Source organism: Caldibacillus thermoamylovorans, from assembly GCF_000751775.1.
Taxonomy (GTDB): Bacteria; Bacillota; Bacilli; order Bacillales; family Caldibacillaceae; genus Caldifermentibacillus; species Caldifermentibacillus hisashii.
The window spans coordinates 66998-84379 of the sequence record NZ_CCRF01000102.1 but is presented as its reverse complement, the minus strand read 5'-3'; the positions used below and the strand labels follow the sequence as shown (position 1 = coordinate 84379).

Here is a 17382-nt window from a genome sequence, read left to right as displayed (position 1 = left end):
AGTCCACTATATTATACAATACCGCAGAAAAAAATTACATTAATAAGCTATTCAGCGCATGAAAGAATTTTAGCGCTTTAAAACAATATGGAGCAGGAAAGAATAAGCGGGAAAACCTTACCTACTGTTTCGATTTTGTGCCGGCTCCTTTTCGTTTTTGCACTAAAAAATTTATTGTATTTTTTATATAACTGTTCTATAATTAATATAACAGATAAAACAAATAAAACAGAGGAAGTGAAAGTGGTGATTATCTCATTAGATTTACAATCAGAATCACCTATCTATATCCAGCTGAGGAACAAAATAATAGAAGGGATTGCCTCGAAACAGCTGAGACCGGGTGATCCGTTGCCGTCCGTTCGTACATTTGCCCAAGATCTTGGCGTGAATATGCATACCGTTAACAAGGCGTACCAACTTTTAAAACAAGATGGCTTTATTCAAATTCATCGGCAAAAAGGGGTTGTCATTAATCCCGATGGAATGCCCTCTGTTGATGGGAATTACTTGGCAAATGTGCGGGAAAACTTGAGACCTGTCATCAGTGAGTCAGTTTGTCGGGGGATGAACAAGGAAGAACTTATGAAGCTTATCCAAGAAGTTTATGAAGAAATCCAAAAAGGAGGAGAACATGATGATTTACATTAGTATGTTGCTGATTTTTTTACCGCTCGTCCTAATTACAGCGATCACACCTTATATTACAAGAAAAACAGAGAGCTTCGGTATCACAATTCCATCAGACGTGTACCAACATCCGACCATTGCCGAATTCCGAAAAAAGTATGCATTTCAGTCCGGATTAGCCGGTGTTCTTATTCTCGTGATTCTTGGGATTGCTGCTAGTTTTACAACAAATTTTTTATGGACCATTTTATACACGGTGGGAATATTTGTTTATATTTTAGTGGCTTTCATTATATATTTTCAATTTCACAAAAAAATGATGCAATTGAAGGAAAAAGAAAACTGGAAGAGTAAGAAAAAAGAAGTCGTTGCCGTTGATCTTTCGTTTTATAATAAAAAATTAACCTATTCAAACGGTTGGTTTTTACTACCGTTCATCATTACAGTTTTTAGTCTTCTTTGGACGTTTTGGAATTATGATCGGATGCCCGAAAAACTACCTATGCATTATACATTAGATGGCGTGGTTACCGATTGGGCGGACAAATCATATCGGACAGTCCTTCTGTTTCCGTTCATTCAACTGTTTATGCTCGGGTTATTTGTTTTTATCAATATTATCATTGCCCGCAGCAAACAACAAATGGACCCGGCCAATCCGGAAGAATTGATTAAACAAAATATTATTTTTCGCCGGCGTTGGTCATTATTTATCATCATTAGCGGTACGATGATGGTTTTGTTATTCACCTTGCCGCAAGTTTCCTTTGTTTATCCAATTGATCCGTTCATTTCCTTTATAATTACGATGGTTGTTGTTGGCGTGATTGTCATTGGTGCAGGTGTATTGTCAATTGTGACGGGGCAAGGAGGCAGCCGCGTAAACGTAACGAATCGTAAAACCGGGGAGATAATGAACCGCGACGATGACCGATATTGGAAGCTTGGTGTCTTTTACTTTAATCCGGATGATCCGGCTGTTTGGGTCGAAAAGCGGTTTGGGAGCGGCTGGACAAATAATTTTGCCCGACCAACTTCATGGATCTTTCTAATTTTAATTCTTCTTATTCCGATTCTTATTGCAGTGTTTGCATCGTAAAAGGGGAGTGGAAAAATGGAAAAATCAAAACGGCTATATGGGCTATTTGGTTATTTGTTCATTGGGATTGTGGCCATTTTAACTATTTATCCTGTACAGAAAGCAACAATCGAAACACAAATGGATAAATTACCGGTTGATCCGGAGATGCCGGTAGAAACGTTAGCTATCATAGCATTATTAAATCCGTTCATATTATTATTGATTGCCTTAATCATTGGTTATTTTATTGCCGATAAAGTAAGTTTTGTTTCCATCGTTCTTCATCGTCATGTCCATTCAAAAATAGCATGGAAACCTGCATTGGTTAGTGGTGGATTACTGGGTGTGATATTTATCGGGTTTGACCTTTTGCTCCGTCCTTTTTTACCGGACGTTTTTACGGGACCGATACAACCGCCTTCATTTGTACCGTTCATATCAGCCATTCTATATGGTGGTGTCGTCGAGGAATTGTTAATGCGGTTTGGTTTTATGAGTTTGGTCACTTTCCTTTTGTGGAAGGTGTTTCAAAGAGCTAAGCATCAGCCGAGTAATGGTGTTTATATTATTGCCATCGTTATCAGTGCATTGGTATTTGCCCTCGGTCACTATGGTGCCACTGCTGCGGTTACCGACATGACACCTATTGTTTGGATTCGTATGCTTGTGCTTAATGGATTAGGCGGTATTGTTTTTGGTTGGCTATACTGGAAGGACAATTTGGAAACAGCAATGATTGCCCATATGATGACCCACGTGGCGATGAATGTGATAACTCTTGTTTTATCTATATTTTTATAAAAGAATCTGCCCTTGGTTGCGAAATCAATCAAGGGTATTTTTATATAGAACATAATAAACCTAATGTACGCCTACTTTTAAGATGCTAAATTATTTTTCTACCCCTTTATAAATAAACACACCAAGTTTCGACAAAAGGTATAATAAAAATATCAAGAACAATGTCCTCGAAATTACTACACCGTCCACTGATAACTCATAGCCTTTTGGAATTAACAATTTTTCATTAAAAAGAATATATATACAAAAAGCAATTGGTACAATATAACCTATAATCGCTAAAGTAAATGCCGATTCTTTTCTCATGAAAATGCCCCCCTAAATTATTTTTTACATATTCTATTAAATGAATATTTTTAAAACAATACCACACAACTTTTTTCTTTTATCATAATATTTTGTTTGATTATCTACAACTGTTTTTAGGATTTTATTTGTTCTGCAGGGATATTTATTGACTTTATCAGGTGCGAAACTCAAGATATAATTATAAGCCAGAAATGAAAGGAAGTCTTTGTTATGTCCTATGAACCAAACAGTAAAGAAACCATGGAACTGATTCAAAAGCTTGTCTCCATCCCGAGCCCGTCCGGTAATACAGAGAAAGTAATCGAATTTGTGGAAGACTTTTTCAAAAATTTAGGGGTTGATACATGCAGGAATCGGAAAGGCGGTCTTATTGCGACGTTAAAAGGGAAAAATAACACGAAGCACCGTATGTTAACCGCCCATGTCGATACATTAGGTGAGATGGTAAAGGAAATTAAAAGCAATGGCCGACTTCGCTTAGACTTGATCGGCGGCTTTGCGTGGAATTCGATTGAAGGGGAATATTGCGAAATTGAAACAGCTTCCGGAAAAATTTATACCGGGACGATTTTAATGCATCAACAATCTGTTCATGTTTATAAAGAAGCGAAAACAGCAGAGCGTAATCAGCAAAATATAGAAGTTCGCATCGATGAAAAAGTGACCAATGCCGATGAAGTTCGGGCGCTTGGTATTGAAGTGGGTGACTTTGTTTCATTCGATCCGCGGGTTCAAATAACGGAATCCGGCTATATTAAATCCCGTCACTTAGATGATAAAGCAAGTGTCGCAATTTTAATGAAGACAATTGAATACATAGTGAAAAATCAAATCAAGTTGCCGTATACGACCCATTTCTTGATTTCAAATAACGAAGAAATCGGCTATGGCGGCAACTCCAATATTACACCGGAAACAGTGGAATACTTGGCGGTTGATATGGGTGCCATGGGTGACGGACAGTCGACAGATGAATATACGGTTTCCATCTGTGTGAAAGATGCGAGTGGACCATACAATATGAAATTACGGAAACATCTTGTTGAACTGGCGAAACAACATCAAATTGATTATCAGTTAGATATTTACCCGTATTACGGTTCCGATGCATCAGCCGCTATCCGGAGCGGGTTTGATATTGTTCATGGTTTAATTGGTCCGGGTATTGATTCTTCTCATGCCTTTGAACGAACCCATATTTCATCGATACAAAATACAGAAAAACTTGTGTATGCGTATTTATTATCGGAAAATATAACAGGATAAAATTTTTTATCGAGGTGCTTGCGATATTCGCTATTCTGTGGCAAAAATACATCCGTGGGGGAATAAGAAACCCCCACGATGAAAGTTTACTTTAAGACATTTTTTAATTCCCCTAATTTCTCAATGGATACAACCATTTCATCTCCTGGTTTCAGCCATACTTGCTGATCTTTCGCATATCCAAGAATGACACCATCCGGAGTTCCGGTAAAAATAAGATCACCCGGTTTCAATGTCATATATGTTGAAAGATAACTTACTAATGTTGCACAATCAAAAATCATATCTCTTGTCTTTGCTTTTTGGCGGATCTCTCCATTAATACGACATTCAATATTGAGATTGTATGGATCCATTTCATCACTTGTCACGACAAATGGACCAACAGGGGCAAAGCCGTCCGGACTTTTTCCCAATAACCATTGCCCTGTTCGAAATTGTAAGTCGCGAGCGGAGACATCATTTCCAATCGTGTAGCCAAATACATAAGACAGCGCTTCCTCTTTAGATACATTTTTTGCTTCCTTACCGATAACTACAACGAGTTCTGCCTCATAGTCTATTTGCTTTGCTCCCTCAGGAATAGGGATGTAATCTAAATGCGCAGACAATGCGTTGTTAAATTTACTAAAGATCACTGGTGAGGTTGGGATGTCCATCTTTGATTCTTTTGCATGGTCAATATAATTTAAGCCGACACAGACAATTTTTTCCGGATTCGTCACGACCGGTGCATAGTGAATTTCTTCTTTAGAAAGGAATAATTCGGTCGTTTTCCCCTCTAATGCACGACTCGTTACCGTTTCCACTGTTTTCATACCATCTTCAGCTGAAAGTAATTCTTGAAGACTGCCCGGTACGGATACATTATATTTTTTCTCCGCCTCAATAACGTCTAAAATCCCTAATTCTGTCGCCACACCTAAACGTACTTTACTTTCTTTGAAGAATTGTAATAGTTTCATAATTTGACCTCACCCTTTTGATGAATGATAGAATAATGATTAGCACACTTATTTTACATTATTATGCTTCCTAATTTAAAGGTTTAGAAGAAGGGCTAGGGACCTGATCCCGGCCCTTCTTCTATATATTTTACAATTTCAACTCGGTTTCAAGTAATTGTTTATTTTTTTCTCGGAACTTTTCATTATGGGATGACACCATTGCGATTTTTTCAGCGAGCGGGTCAATATATTGTTTTGCACTATTCACTGCATTGATGGCATCTTGGAAAGCGCCGACGAGTAAATAAACTTTCCCGTCATAGTTAATAATATCTCCTGCGGCAAAAATTCCCGGTTCGGACGTGGAACAAGTGGGAGAAGCTTCATAAAAATACTCATCCTTCTTTCGTAATTGAATAGAACTTGCAAATTGCAGCGAATCTTCCCGGTCAAAGCCGTGACTGACAATCAGATGATCGGTGTCAATTGCATTTGTTTCCTCGGATACCACATTTTTAACAACAACTTGTTTTATTTTATTTCGATGATTATGGGGAATCAATGTCTCAATTGTTGAATTCAGTAAAATGGTGGCATTCCTTTTTCGCAACAGTTCAACTTGGGCTTCATGTGCGGGAAAATCCCCTTGTCTATAGACTACGATTACATGTTTGGCAATATCTAACAGTTCAACCGCCCAATCAATAGCCCCATTTCCCCCACCGGAGACTACCACTGTTTTTTGATAAAAGAGTTTTAATGATGGCACAGTATAATGCAAAGTTTCCCCTTCAAACTTCTCTGCCCCGGGACAATCTAACCGTTTTGGATGAATAATCCCACCACCGACAGCCAAAATAATCGATTTCGTCTCGTGTATTTCTCCATGATTTGTTGTAATGAGGAAGTGTTTGTCTGCAGTTTTTTCAACATATTCCACTTTTGTGTCCAGACAAACAGTTGGTTCAAACGTGAGCGCTTGGTCTACCAATTGTTTCACGAAAGTATGACCTGGTACAGGCGGCTGTCCCCCAACATCCCAAATCATTTTTTCCGGATAAAGTAAAACTTTCCCGCCAAGCTTTCGTTGAGATTCAATTAATTTTGTTTTCATCCCCCGTAATCCGCTATAAAAGGCCGAATACAAGCCGGCAGGTCCACCGCCAATTATCGTTACATCAAACATTTCCGTCATGCCAATCCCCCTGTTCTTCTATTTATGTAAAAAGCATATGAATTTCTTGATTATTTAGGCTCTATTATTAAAAACTGTCGCATTTCTCGGTAAAAAGGTTTTCTTCAATTTCAATAAAGCAACGGGTGGCTCGCTCAATTGCAACTAATTTGTCCCACCTTAAGAAAACCCACAAGTTTGATAAAAACCATCCTCTGTATCTCATAGCAACAAAGCTGACGTTTTAATCTTTCATAAAATTACATACAATTAATATTAAGCTTCCAAAATTTCTGTTGACAAAGAGTTTAACTGTTTCTAATATATATAATATATGATAATGATAATCATTTTCAATTATAAATTTAATTTTTTTTAATGTGAATGAAAGCGAGGGGTTATGATGAAGGTACAAATTGAGGGGTTAAGTGTAGGATATGAAAAGCAAACAATTGTCCGAGAGATGAGTTTACAAATTGCAGAGGGCAAGATTACGACCATTATTGGAGCCAATGGTTGCGGAAAATCAACTTTGTTAAAGGCGATTACGCGGGTGATACCTTACCAAGGCGGTAATGTCATTATTGATGGAAAAAGTATTGCAAAAATGAACACGAAAGCATTAGCTAAGAAACTTGCCATCTTGCCGCAAAATCCGGAAAGTGCTCAAGGGCTGCTCGTGCAAGAATTAGTTTCTTATGGTCGTTTTCCTTATCAAAAAGGACTTGGAAGTTTGTCAAAAAAAGATAAAGAAATGATTGAGTGGGCGTTAGAAGTAACGCGGTTAACTGAATTTTGCGATGAACCTGTCGACTCCTTATCAGGCGGTCAAAGGCAACGGGTTTGGATTGCCATGGCGTTAGCACAGGGAACGGAAATGATTTTCCTTGATGAACCGACAACGTATCTTGATATGGCCCATCAATTAGAAGTTTTGGAGCTTCTGGAAAGATTAAACAAAGATGAAGGCAGGACGATTGTTATGGTACTCCATGATGTGAACCAGGCATCGCGCTTCTCCCATGAAATCATCGCTTTAACAAAAGGGCAACTGGCAGGACATGGAACGCCGGAACAAATCATGACCCCGGCACTTCTACGAAAAGTATTCAATATTGATGCAGTAATTGGCAATGATCCACGAACGAAAAAACCAATTTGTATCACATATGATTTGATAAAGGGAGAGGAAAGAGATGAAGAAATGGCTGATGATTTTGCTCGTACTCTTGTTGGCAGCATGTAACAGTAATGAGGAAAGTAAACAAAATGCCGATAAAACAGAAAAGAAAGATACTATCGTTTATGAATCAGAAACAGGTCCGGTAGAAGTACCGGCAAATCCAAAGCGGGTCGTTGTTTTATCCAGTTATGCCGGGGACTTAATTCAACTAGGCGTCAATATTGTCGGTGTTGATTCTTGGTCAAAAGGGAACCCAAACTTTAAAGAAGGTTTAAAAAATGCCGAGGTTGTTTCCAATGAAGATTTGGAGAAAATTATTGAACTTGAACCGGATTTAATTATTGGCTTAAACAATATCGAGAACGCAGACAAACTGCAAGAAATTGCTCCAACCGTATTATTTACATATGGAAGAAAAGATTACTTGCAACAGCATATTGAAATCGGCAAGGTCGTTAATAAAGAAAAAGAGGCAACTGAGTGGGTGAATGATTTTAAAGAACGTGCAGCCCAAATCGGTAAGAAAATAAAAGAAAAAATTGGTGAAGATGCGACCGTTACGGTTGTTGAAAACGATGAAAAACAATTTTATTTATTTGGTGACAACTGGGCTCGCGGAACAGAAATCCTTTATCAAGAAATGGGCCTGAAAATGCCTGAAAAGGTAAAAGAAGTAGCGCTTAAACCGGGCTACTATGCGATTTCCCAAGAAGTGCTGGGTGATTATGTCGGTGATTATCTCATATTAAGTTTAACAAAAGAGAAAGATACAACTTTTTTAAAAGCAGACTGGTATAACGAAATCGAAGCAGTGAAAAACGGTCATGTGTATACTGCTGATGCAGCTACTTTTTATTTTAATGATGCATTATCGTTAGATTATCAATTAGACTTTTTTGAAAAAGCCTTTTTAGGAAGTCATTAAGTGATATGGTGAAAGACTAATGAAAGTGATTCGAAAAGTACCTTTTTATATGCAATTACCAGTCTCCATTTTGTTTTTATTGATTATCATGTTGTTTGCCATTTGGTATGGAGCTGCGGATACAACATTAAAAGATGTATTTGAAGCAATTTTTCAACAGAAAGGTGGCCAATACCGGTCAGTTTTGCTGGAACTACGCTTTCCCAGGGTAATTGCGGCCTTTTTTGTTGGGAGTGCTCTCGCTGTAGCCGGTGCCGTTATGCAAGGTGTAACCCGTAATCCGTTAGCCGATCCCGGGCTGTTGGGTGTTACCGCCGGGGCAAATGCAGCTCTTGCCGGAACACTTGTCTTTACACCGGCAGCTTCATATTATGTGATTATTGTATCCTGTTTTATCGGAGCCGGGATAGGGATGATCCTTGTTTATGGTATAAGTGCTACTGTAAAAGGGGGATTATCTCCAATGAAACTTGTTTTGGCCGGGGCTGCAGTAACAGGTTTTTTACAAGCGATTGCAGATGGAGTCGGAATCCTCTTTAATATATCAAAAGACGTTTCCATGTGGACGTCCGGGGGATTAATCGGAACAACATGGCAGGCCTTAATCGGTGTTGTCCCATTCATTGTAATTGGACTTATTTTAGCGATGATAATGAGTCGGCAATTGACTATTCTTAGTTTAAATGAAGATGTTGCTATCGGCTTAGGTCAAAATATTGCCCTGGTGAAATGGATACTCATGTTTGTTGTTGTTTTGCTGGCCGGGGCAAGTGTGGCATTGGTCGGAAATCTTGCCTTTGTTGGGCTTATGATTCCCCATATGGTACGGGCATTTGTAGGAACCGACTATCGTTATGTGATTCCGATGTGTATGAGCTTTGGCGGTTCCTTCATGGTGTTGGCTGATTTTACCGGGAGAATCATGAATGCGCCATTTGAAACGCCGGTAGTATCTATTGTATCCGTTATTGGATTACCATTTTTCTTAATTCTCGTACGCAAAGGGGGAAAAGCCTTTGTCGCATGAGAAATTACGAACTTCAAGAAAATGGCTGTTCCTTAGTATGGGTATTTATCTGGTTCTGTTTGTGGTAGGTTTATCTTTCGGTGCTTCCACTTTATCCATCGACAGGTTGATCCCTGTGCTTTTCGGTCAAGGGACGTTTAAGGAAGAATTTATTTTATTTTCAATTCGCTTGCCGAGAATACTAATATTGACTCTTGCCGGTGCAGCATTAGCGATGGCGGGGGCAGTGCTACAAAGCGTAACAAGGAATGACTTGGCCGATCCGGGAATCATCGGGATCAATTCAGGGGCAGGAGTGGGAATCACCGTTTTCTACTTATTCGCCGGAAGTAAAATCCAGCACTTTAACTATGTCCTGCCTGTCATTGCATTTATCGGTGGATTACTTACAGCCATCTGTATTTACTTTTTTTCTTTTGAAAAGGGAAAAGGCATTCAGCCGGTTAAATTAGTTTTAATCGGAGTCGGTTTTGCTTCCGCTTTGTCGGGACTCATGATTCTTATGATTTCTTCTGCGGAAAGACAGGATGTGGCATTTATATCTCAATGGTTAGCCGGCAGTGTTTGGGGAACCGATTGGCCGTTTATTGTTGCTCTATTCCCGTGGCTCATGATTTGTATTCCCATTATTTATTTTAAGGCTAATGTGTTGAATCTATTAACTTTATCTGAACCGACTGCAATCGGTTTAGGTGTGAATATAAACAAGGAGCGGTCAATTTTATTAGTTGTGGCAGTTGCTTTGGCAGCTGCGGCCGTATCCGTTACCGGCAGGATTGGTTTTATCGGTTTAATGGGCCCCCATTTTGCCAAAAGGCTAGTCGGGCCGAAACATCAATCATTTTTAGTAATTACACCTTTTATTGGAGCGATTCTGCTTGTGTTGGCTGATATTCTTGCACAAATTATCTTTAGCTCAGCAGCCGTTCCAACCGGTATAGTTGTAGCGATCATTGGCGCCCCTTACTTTTTATACTTACTGAGAAAATAAGAAGAATTAAGCTGTATTTTGATGAAAAATAAAAAAACCGGAAGAAGTGGTTCATCGATCTTCCGGTTTATACTTTTATACTGCAACGTTTAAAATAGGCAATGAAAGGTCCTTAATTATGGTAATTTTATTCTCCTCTGTTAATTAAACAATATGTCTTTTCTTTCTTTTATGATCGAGTTAATCACTTTTCCCCGATCCAACTCATGCACGGTGTCACAGAGGATTTCAATATCTTCCTTTCCATGACTGGCTAGAATAATCGTTTTTCCCTGATTTCGAAGCTCAAGTAGTAGCTTGCGAATATCAGCAACACCTTGATTATCCAAACCATTCATTGGTTCATCGAGGATAAGTATATCCGGGTCTTCCATTAAAGCCTGTGCGATTCCAAGTCTTTGACGCATCCCTAATGAATATTTACCGACAGGTCGTTTACTCTTCGGATCCAGTCCAACTTTTTCAATTACCGCATAGATCTGTTCTTTTGAAATGATATTATTGATAGCAGCCAAAAATTTTAAATTTGTATATCCGTCATAATTGGGCAAAAAGCTAGGTGCTTCGATGATAATTCCAACACTTTCCGGGACATCCAGGTCTTTACCGATTTGCATGCCATTTACGTAAATAGTTCCGGTAGTTGGTATGACAAACCCACAGATACATTTTAGTAACATGGTTTTGCCTGAGCCATTTCTACCGATTAACCCGTGGATTTTATTTTTATCAAATGTGAGGGAGATACCATCCAAAACCGTAGTCTCGCCAAACTTCTTTGTTATATTTTCAACCTTAATGGCGGCTTCCATTTTTATTAAGCTCCTTTCTTATACGTTACGAATTCGATGTAGTAGTAATATTTAAAAAACTATGAATTCCTACGCTGCTTAAGCTCGGCACTAGCCAAAGTACTATTTACCTAAATAGGCGGCAACACATTAATCGATTGTTTCCGATTAATAAGTATGGCAGATAGAATTAACCCGATAATAAGAACAGCAAAGGCAATGTAAATATAAGTAATGGATGGCATTTGTGTTAATCCTTCAATATCGATCCGGTCAATACTGCTCCAGGAGACGGGGGAAAAACGGTAAAGTTCATAATAATCGGTAATAGCGAGGAAGCCAATTTTATTATCTTTGAATGTACTTGCTGGATTTCTCTTACTCATCCCTTTTAGTATTTTATTGGAAACGATCGTTAATTATACGGGGTTCAATAAATATGGTGGAAACTTCATCATTCACATAATCCAATTATCATTATTTATTTTTTATATGGAATTTACAATCCCACGTATGGATATTGTCAAATTCAATTCTAATACAGAAATAATTTTTTTCACAATTATGTATTTTGTCTTTTTTGGAATTGCAAAAATTGGAGAATTGATAAAAAAAGATGATGATCAATCTTCAAAATAAAATAAGTGAAAGGAATATATAAAGTGAAAAATAGTCGATATTTTTTTATTTTAATATTTACTATGGCCCTTTTTATTTTACCTAATAGTACTAATGTAAGTGCTTTTGAAGGAAGGAGTAATACATTTATTACTCCTTTTTCAATTATTGGAGAAGATGGAAGGACTGAAGTAGTAAATTCAGAAATAATGCCATACTCATCTATTTCCTTCTTATTCTCTCTTGATTCAATGTGTACGGGAACGATTATTGACGATGATAAGGTTTTAACAGCTGCCCACAGTGTATATAATCCAGGCACAAAACAGTATTATAGAAATAGTACAATTTATCCCGGAGTAAATAAGGATGAATTTCCTTTTGGTTCTGCAAATTCCATTGAATATATCGTTCCAGTGCAATATATTCATTCAGGGAACCCTAAATTTGATTATGCCATAATAAAATTAAATAAACCCATTGGACATAACATAGAGAGGCTGAACTTTAAAAACATTAAATATACCTTAGGGAATCCTATTAAAGTAATTGGTTATCCACGTGTTGATAAACTTGAAGAAACAGGTAAAGTCTCACAATATGAAATGGAAGGAAGGGCATTAAGCGAGGATCACTTTAATCTTTATTATGATATAGATACGTCAATAGGACAATCGGGAGCCCCAATTTTAAATAATAAAAATGAAATAATAGGAATACATATAGGAAGGTACAGAACTAATGGCTTGAATGGAGGAATTAAAGTAAATAAAGTAATGGAAAACTTTATAAGAAGGGCTTTGGAAAAATAAATGCTTTTACAAGACTAATGTCGGTAGAGATTAAAGCATTAATGAATCCTGACAAGCTAATTTGTAAATTATATTTTGAAATCCTCTGTGACACCGTACATGAGTTGGATCGCGGAAAAGTGATTAACTCGATTACAAAAGAAAAATAAAGCATATTTCAATTACAAATTTTCCAATGAGAAAACTACTTCTTTGTAGTTGGGATGAAAGCGGGAGCGGATAAGGAGTACCACTAAATTTGTGCGCTTTTTGGTACTTCAAGTATCCGAAAGTTTCAAGTAATGGTTTGGTAAGGATGTTGAAGTTTTTTGAATAAACTGATATAATATTTATATAATGAATATAGTCAAATAAAGGCAACTGTATCATTGTTTAATGAATAGGTTGGTTTTGTCAAAATAAGTATATTCCTATTTAAGGAGGAATGAAAAATGGCGGTGAGGTTAAAGGATTTTTATTTTTCGTACATTTTTTTAGGTAGTACTCTTATACTTTTTTCGTTCAGTTTTTTAAATTATTCAAATCCAATAATGACAACCTTTCTATTCTTATTGCTCGTCAATCTTACAAGTTTTACCAATGAATATCTTGTCATTAAGTATTATCAAAAGCATGAACAAAAAAGCCGGAATAAAGGATATATCCTCTTTGTTACAATTCAACTACTTTATATGATTGGAATATTTCTTGTCTTTAAATTTCTCTTTACTTAACTAAAAAATTATGTTTCTGCAGGCCAACCCGCACTTTGCCCTGCTTTTTTTTGGCAAAAATTAAAGCGTGGTATTTTATGACCCCATAATTGCTTTTACCAGATTTGATTTTCCCGCAACTATTAGCTCCAATAATCTTTGAGCAATTTGAAAACTTAATCCCTTCCCCTGGACAGTTGTTTGGTTTTTTACCCTACACTTACCCCTCCATTTTATTCCCTTTTAAAAAAATTTAATTTATAATTGAAAATGATTATCATTATCATTATCGTGTATTCTACTATTAGTAATTATTTTTGCCTTTTTTAATAAAATCATCATCATTTTTATGTCTTCAACCAAAAACATATATGAAGACGGTTTTCTTCAACTTTGTTTTTATAAGATACGGAGGCAGTGGGTTTTCTTAAGGTGGGACAAATTAGTTGCAATTGAGCGAGCCACCCGTTGCTTTATTGAAATTGAAGAAAACCTTTTTACCGAGAAATGCGGCAGTTTTAAGAATAGAGCTTAAATAATCAAGAAATTCATATGCTTTTTACATAAAATAAAAGAACAGGGGGATTGGCAATGACGGAAATGTTTGATGTGACGATAATCGGCGGTGGACCTGCCGGCTTGTATTCGGCCTTTTATAGCGGATTACGGGGGATGAAAACAAAATTAATTGAATCTCAATCAAAGCTCGGCGGGAAAGTTTTACTTTATCCGGAAAAAATGATTTGGGATGTTGGGGGACAGCCACCTGTACCAGGTCATACTTTCGTGAAACAATTGGTAGTCCAAGCTCTCACGTTTGAACCAACTGTTTGTCTGGACACAAAAGTGGAATATGTTGAAAAAACTGCAGACAAACACTTCCTCATTACAACAAATCATGGAGAAATACACGAGACGAAATCGATTATTTTGGCTGTCGGTGGCGGGATTATTTATCCAAAACGGTTAGATTGTCCCGGGGCAGAGAAATTTGAAGGGGAAACTTTGCATTATACTGTGCCATCATTAAAACTCTTTTATCAAAAAACAGTGGTTGTCTCCGGCGGGGGAAATGGGGCTATTGACTGGGCGGTTGAACTGTTAGATATTGCCAAACATGTAATCGTAGTCTATAGACAAGGGGATTTTCCCGCACACGAAGCCCAAGTTGAACTGTTGCGAAAAAGGAATGCCACCATTTTACTGAATTCAACAATTGAGGCATTGATTCCCCATGACCATCAAAATAAAATAAAACAAGTTGTTGTTAAAAATGTGGTAACCGAGGAAACAAATGCAATTGACACCGATCATCTGATTGTCAGTCACGGTTTTGACAGGGAAGATTCGCTGCAATTTGCAAGTTCTATTCAATTATAGTGTAAACAATCTATCTGCAGAAGGATATTGGTACTATTATTTGAAGACCAAATCCCCTTGTCGGTCTTTTTTAAAGGAGATTTGTTTATGCATAAATTTTATCGGAAATGTACAAGGCTATTAAGTTTAGTCATATTCAAAGAAAAATACATAACACAAAAAGTAATTTAAATAGGCAACTCAAAAAAGAAAGTCATTGATGTATATGGAGAAAATTACTTTGAAAGGGAAGACACTGGGGAAGAAATTATTGGGTATTTTGATAAAACTAAAAAGGTAAACATAGAGTTTGCTTTTCGTGATGATTTAGATTTGGTAATGGTGTATAAAATTGATTGGAAAGGATAGCTTAATAAGTTTTCATTCTTAAGGGTAAAGAAGACCTATGCTTCAAAGAATAGTGTCCCAAAAAACACCGAAACAAAATAGCACTTAATATTAAATTTTGGTTCATGGTGTATTTTTTGCCAGAAGTCATTTTACAATTAGTGTGACAATTGGTTTAATTTTAAACAACGAAAGAGCAAAAAAGTTTACTCGAAGGAGCTGAACAATATGGCGATGGCGATTGCACATCTAATAATAATGATCCCTTTTTTGATTTTTGCTATCATTCTATCAAGGGGAAAAGGCGGTTTTTTGCTTGCAAGTTACAATAACTTCCCCGAAAGTGAAAAAGAACAATATGACGAAGTAGCTTTATGTAAATTTATGGGAAAAATGATGTATGGGATTTGTTTAAGCTTTCTTTTATTTGCTTTAAGCAGTCTTTTTGAAATGAAAATTTTATTTAATGTTGGGCTTATTTTATTAATAGCCATTGTTATTTTTGGTACGTGGTACGTGTATACAGACGATAGATTTAAAAAATAAAACAGTGAATTTTCACAAGCGGGATCGCCATCTATACAAAATATAGATATTTTTCCACTCCTTAGTAAAATGAAACTTCAAACATAGAGATTTTTAAAAAATAAAAATAAACCGGAATAAAGACTGTTCCATCGTTTATTCCGGTTTATATGATGTGAAACTATTATCCTTTTACCGAGCCGGCCGTAATACTTTTTATAACATGTTTTTGACAAGCTAAGTAGAAGATGATGACCGGCACAATGGATAATACAAGTAATGCCATCAGTGAGCCGTAATCGGTGTTGCCGTAAGAGCCTTGCAAATATTGAATAGAAATCGGAATCGTTTTGTAATTCGTTCCAAGTAATAGATATGGAAGTAAGTAGTCATTCCAAATCCACATGGCATTCAAAATCGCCACTGTTACTGCGGTTGGTTTTAGCATTGGCAGAACGATTAAGAAAAATGTCCGGATTGGACCGCAACCGTCAATAATCGCTGCTTCTTCAATTTCAAGCGGGATGGCCTTAACAAATCCGGTGAACATGAATACCGAAAGACCGGCGCCGAATCCGAGATAAACGATAATAATCCCAACCGGGTTATCTAAATGCAAACGATTGGCAAACCAAGTTAACGTAAACATCACCATTTGGAACGGGACAATCATTGAAAAGACGAACATATAATATAAGAAGTTTGTAAATTTATTTTTTACGCGAACAATATACCAAGCTGTCATCGCTGTACAGAGGACGATAACTGCCACTGAAAATACGGTAATAAATAATGATAGTCCAAAACTGTTCCAGAAATTAACCGTATCAATTCCGCGAATATAGTTTTCCAACCCGACAAAGGTCTTTGAATTCGGAAAGGAAAATACGTCTTCACTAATAAAAAGTTTCCCTTTAAAAGAGTTAATAAAAATCAAAAAAATTGGTGCTAAAAAGGCTAGAGCAAGGATGAATAAAACAATGGTAATAACAAGACTATTGGTTCTTTTCTTTGTTGCATTCATCAGCTTTCGACCTCCTTGCGTCTAGTTAATACAACTTGGGTAATCGCAATGATCCCGACAATAAGGAAGAAAATAACCGCCTTCGCTTGACCAACACCTTCCCAGCCCATCCTGCTGTAAAATGTTTTGTAAATATCCAAGGCAACCATTGTTGTGGATTCGCCCGGTGCCCCGTTCGTTAAGGCTAAGTTTTGATCAAATAATTTAAAGGAGTTCGTCAAAGTAAGGAATAAACAGATTGTTGCTGAAGGCATAACAAGAGGCAGTGTTACTTTCCTTAAAATTTGGAATCTGCTTGCTCCGTCAATTTTTGCCGCTTCAATGAGCTCCATCGGTACATTTTGAATGCCGGCAATATAAATAATCATCATATAGCCGATTAATTGCCAGTTCATCATGATGACCAGGCCCCAGAAACCGTATTTGGCATCATAAGTAATTGTCAAATCAAAATTATAAAGGAATGAGTTAATGATGGATAACCAAATATATCCGAGTACAATCCCGCCGATTAAGTTCGGCATAAAAAATACCGTTCGAAAAAGGTTTGTTCCCTTAAGGGTACCGGTTAACAGCAAGGCCAGTATAAAAGCAATGACATTAATGGTAATAACGGATACAACCGTAAATTTTACGGTGAACCATAAAGATTGTAAAAAGGTAGTGTCATTGGCAAATGCCGTTATATAGTTTTTTAAACCAATCCATTCCGCATCTGTTACCGTATTAAATTTGGTAAAAGATAAATAAAGTCCCATGATAAACGGTATTACAAAAGAGATGACAAATGCGACAATGGTCGGTAATGCAAAGATCGGGAAATATTTCTTTAATGATTTATTCATAATCTTTCACCACACTCTTCTAAAAGGATAAATC

At 37.0% G+C, this 17382-nt stretch carries 18 protein-coding genes; 11 read left to right on the top strand and 7 right to left on the bottom strand.

Features of this window, described 5'->3' with window-relative positions; genetic code table 11:
• Positions 1-246: 246 nt before the first annotated feature.
• The 3 genes from BT1A1_RS16710 to BT1A1_RS16700 are packed head-to-tail and all read left to right on the top strand — an operon-like array spanning position 247 to position 2512.
• Positions 247-651 (top strand): GntR family transcriptional regulator, encoded by a 405-nt coding sequence (locus BT1A1_RS16710; protein ID WP_034773383.1) that lies wholly within the window; start codon positions 247-249, stop codon positions 649-651.
• Positions 638-1729 (top strand): DUF1648 domain-containing protein, encoded by a 1092-nt coding sequence (locus BT1A1_RS16705; RefSeq protein WP_034773381.1) that lies wholly within the window; start codon positions 638-640, stop codon positions 1727-1729. Before BT1A1_RS16710 ends, BT1A1_RS16705 begins: the two co-directional genes overlap by 14 nt.
• Positions 1730-1744: 15 nt before the next feature.
• The gene (locus tag BT1A1_RS16700) at positions 1745-2512 is read left to right on the top strand and encodes a CPBP family intramembrane glutamic endopeptidase (protein WP_034773379.1); all 768 of its coding nucleotides are present in this window, start codon (positions 1745-1747) and stop codon (positions 2510-2512) included.
• A gap of 90 nt (positions 2513-2602) precedes the next feature.
• Here the strand turns inward: BT1A1_RS16700 and BT1A1_RS16695 are convergent, their stop codons facing one another.
• Positions 2603-2818, bottom strand: coding sequence for a hypothetical protein (locus BT1A1_RS16695; protein ID WP_034773377.1), 216 nt, complete (start codon positions 2816-2818; stop codon positions 2603-2605).
• Positions 2819-3031: 213 nt separating this feature from the next.
• Here BT1A1_RS16695 and BT1A1_RS16690 point away from each other — a divergent pair, with 213 nt between their 5' ends.
• Positions 3032-4087 carry a M42 family metallopeptidase gene (locus BT1A1_RS16690; RefSeq protein ID WP_034773376.1) on the top strand — a complete coding sequence of 352 codons (1056 nt, stop codon included), beginning with the start codon at positions 3032-3034 and terminating at the stop codon, positions 4085-4087.
• An 86-nt stretch (positions 4088-4173) separates the two neighbouring features.
• On the opposite strand, the gene BT1A1_RS16685 is transcribed toward BT1A1_RS16690, so the two are convergent.
• Together BT1A1_RS16685 and BT1A1_RS16680 are read right to left on the bottom strand one after the other, a co-directional pair.
• Entirely contained in the window at positions 4174-5052 is an 879-nt protein-coding gene (locus BT1A1_RS16685; protein WP_034773373.1) for a fumarylacetoacetate hydrolase family protein, read from the bottom strand.
• Between the two features lie 130 nt (positions 5053-5182).
• A complete protein-coding gene (locus tag BT1A1_RS16680) occupies positions 5183-6229 on the bottom strand; it encodes an NAD(P)/FAD-dependent oxidoreductase (protein ID WP_034773370.1) in 1047 nt (348 codons plus the stop codon).
• 379 nt (positions 6230-6608) lie between these two features.
• Between BT1A1_RS16680 and BT1A1_RS16675 the strand changes: the two genes are divergently transcribed.
• The 4 genes from BT1A1_RS16675 to BT1A1_RS16660 are packed head-to-tail and all read left to right on the top strand — an operon-like array spanning position 6609 to position 10334.
• Positions 6609-7454 (top strand): ABC transporter ATP-binding protein, encoded by an 846-nt coding sequence (locus BT1A1_RS16675; protein WP_034773368.1) that lies wholly within the window; start codon positions 6609-6611, stop codon positions 7452-7454.
• Positions 7405-8316, top strand: coding sequence for an iron-hydroxamate ABC transporter substrate-binding protein (locus BT1A1_RS16670; RefSeq protein WP_034773366.1), 912 nt, complete (start codon positions 7405-7407; stop codon positions 8314-8316). The genes BT1A1_RS16675 and BT1A1_RS16670 overlap by 50 nt, the downstream gene beginning before the upstream one ends.
• A gap of 19 nt (positions 8317-8335) precedes the next feature.
• Complete coding sequence (locus tag BT1A1_RS16665) at positions 8336-9343, top strand: FecCD family ABC transporter permease (RefSeq protein ID WP_034773364.1); 1008 nt, start codon at positions 8336-8338, stop codon at positions 9341-9343.
• The gene (locus tag BT1A1_RS16660; RefSeq protein WP_034773362.1) at positions 9333-10334 is read left to right on the top strand and encodes a FecCD family ABC transporter permease; all 1002 of its coding nucleotides are present in this window, start codon (positions 9333-9335) and stop codon (positions 10332-10334) included. The genes BT1A1_RS16665 and BT1A1_RS16660 overlap by 11 nt, the downstream gene beginning before the upstream one ends.
• A gap of 140 nt (positions 10335-10474) precedes the next feature.
• On the opposite strand, the gene BT1A1_RS16655 is transcribed toward BT1A1_RS16660, so the two are convergent.
• The gene (locus BT1A1_RS16655; protein ID WP_034773360.1) at positions 10475-11146 is read right to left on the bottom strand and encodes an ABC transporter ATP-binding protein; all 672 of its coding nucleotides are present in this window, start codon (positions 11144-11146) and stop codon (positions 10475-10477) included.
• Between the two features lie 110 nt (positions 11147-11256).
• The gene (locus BT1A1_RS18925; RefSeq protein ID WP_041845918.1) at positions 11257-11511 is read right to left on the bottom strand and encodes a hypothetical protein; all 255 of its coding nucleotides are present in this window, start codon (positions 11509-11511) and stop codon (positions 11257-11259) included.
• A gap of 276 nt (positions 11512-11787) precedes the next feature.
• On the opposite strand from BT1A1_RS18925, the gene BT1A1_RS16645 reads away from it, so the two are divergent.
• The 3 genes from BT1A1_RS16645 to BT1A1_RS16630 all read left to right on the top strand — a co-directional run bounded on the left by BT1A1_RS16645 (position 11788) and on the right by BT1A1_RS16630 (position 15500).
• Positions 11788-12555 carry a trypsin-like serine peptidase gene (locus tag BT1A1_RS16645; protein ID WP_051989208.1) on the top strand — a complete coding sequence of 256 codons (768 nt, stop codon included), beginning with the start codon at positions 11788-11790 and terminating at the stop codon, positions 12553-12555.
• A 1283-nt stretch (positions 12556-13838) separates the two neighbouring features.
• A complete protein-coding gene (locus tag BT1A1_RS16635; RefSeq protein ID WP_051989207.1) occupies positions 13839-14627 on the top strand; it encodes an NAD(P)/FAD-dependent oxidoreductase in 789 nt (262 codons plus the stop codon).
• A 555-nt stretch (positions 14628-15182) separates the two neighbouring features.
• Positions 15183-15500 carry a DUF3784 domain-containing protein gene (locus tag BT1A1_RS16630; RefSeq protein ID WP_034773352.1) on the top strand — a complete coding sequence of 106 codons (318 nt, stop codon included), beginning with the start codon at positions 15183-15185 and terminating at the stop codon, positions 15498-15500.
• A gap of 163 nt (positions 15501-15663) precedes the next feature.
• On the opposite strand, the gene BT1A1_RS16625 is transcribed toward BT1A1_RS16630, so the two are convergent.
• Both BT1A1_RS16625 and BT1A1_RS16620 read right to left on the bottom strand, forming a co-directional pair.
• Positions 15664-16503 (bottom strand): carbohydrate ABC transporter permease, encoded by an 840-nt coding sequence (locus BT1A1_RS16625; protein ID WP_034773350.1) that lies wholly within the window; start codon positions 16501-16503, stop codon positions 15664-15666.
• Positions 16503-17348, bottom strand: coding sequence for a carbohydrate ABC transporter permease (locus tag BT1A1_RS16620; RefSeq protein ID WP_034773348.1), 846 nt, complete (start codon positions 17346-17348; stop codon positions 16503-16505). Before BT1A1_RS16620 ends, BT1A1_RS16625 begins: the two co-directional genes overlap by 1 nt.
• Positions 17349-17382 lie beyond the last annotated feature (34 nt).

What these genes read in the sequence shown, in the direction of transcription:
- BT1A1_RS16705 (WP_034773381.1), top strand. Translation starts at nt 638, where the DNA reads ATGATTTACATTAGTATGTTGCTGATTTTTTTACCGCTCGTCCTAATT.
- BT1A1_RS16700 (WP_034773379.1), top strand. Translation starts at nt 1,745, where the DNA reads ATGGAAAAATCAAAACGGCTATATGGGCTATTTGGTTATTTGTTCATT.
- BT1A1_RS16695 (WP_034773377.1), bottom strand. Translation starts at nt 2,818, where the DNA reads ATGAGAAAAGAATCGGCATTTACTTTAGCGATTATAGGTTATATTGTA.
- BT1A1_RS16690 (WP_034773376.1), top strand. Translation starts at nt 3,032, where the DNA reads ATGTCCTATGAACCAAACAGTAAAGAAACCATGGAACTGATTCAAAAG.
- BT1A1_RS16685 (WP_034773373.1), bottom strand. Translation starts at nt 5,052, where the DNA reads ATGAAACTATTACAATTCTTCAAAGAAAGTAAAGTACGTTTAGGTGTG.
- BT1A1_RS16680 (WP_034773370.1), bottom strand. Translation starts at nt 6,229, where the DNA reads ATGACGGAAATGTTTGATGTAACGATAATTGGCGGTGGACCTGCCGGC.
- BT1A1_RS16675 (WP_034773368.1), top strand. Translation starts at nt 6,609, where the DNA reads ATGATGAAGGTACAAATTGAGGGGTTAAGTGTAGGATATGAAAAGCAA.
- BT1A1_RS16670 (WP_034773366.1), top strand. Translation starts at nt 7,405, where the DNA reads ATGAAGAAATGGCTGATGATTTTGCTCGTACTCTTGTTGGCAGCATGT.
- BT1A1_RS16665 (WP_034773364.1), top strand. Translation starts at nt 8,336, where the DNA reads ATGAAAGTGATTCGAAAAGTACCTTTTTATATGCAATTACCAGTCTCC.
- BT1A1_RS16655 (WP_034773360.1), bottom strand. Translation starts at nt 11,146, where the DNA reads ATGGAAGCCGCCATTAAGGTTGAAAATATAACAAAGAAGTTTGGCGAG.
- BT1A1_RS18925 (WP_041845918.1), bottom strand. Translation starts at nt 11,511, where the DNA reads ATGAGTAAGAGAAATCCAGCAAGTACATTCAAAGATAATAAAATTGGC.
- BT1A1_RS16635 (WP_051989207.1), top strand. Translation starts at nt 13,839, where the DNA reads ATGACGGAAATGTTTGATGTGACGATAATCGGCGGTGGACCTGCCGGC.
- BT1A1_RS16630 (WP_034773352.1), top strand. Translation starts at nt 15,183, where the DNA reads ATGGCGATGGCGATTGCACATCTAATAATAATGATCCCTTTTTTGATT.
- BT1A1_RS16625 (WP_034773350.1), bottom strand. Translation starts at nt 16,503, where the DNA reads ATGAATGCAACAAAGAAAAGAACCAATAGTCTTGTTATTACCATTGTT.
- BT1A1_RS16620 (WP_034773348.1), bottom strand. Translation starts at nt 17,348, where the DNA reads ATGAATAAATCATTAAAGAAATATTTCCCGATCTTTGCATTACCGACC.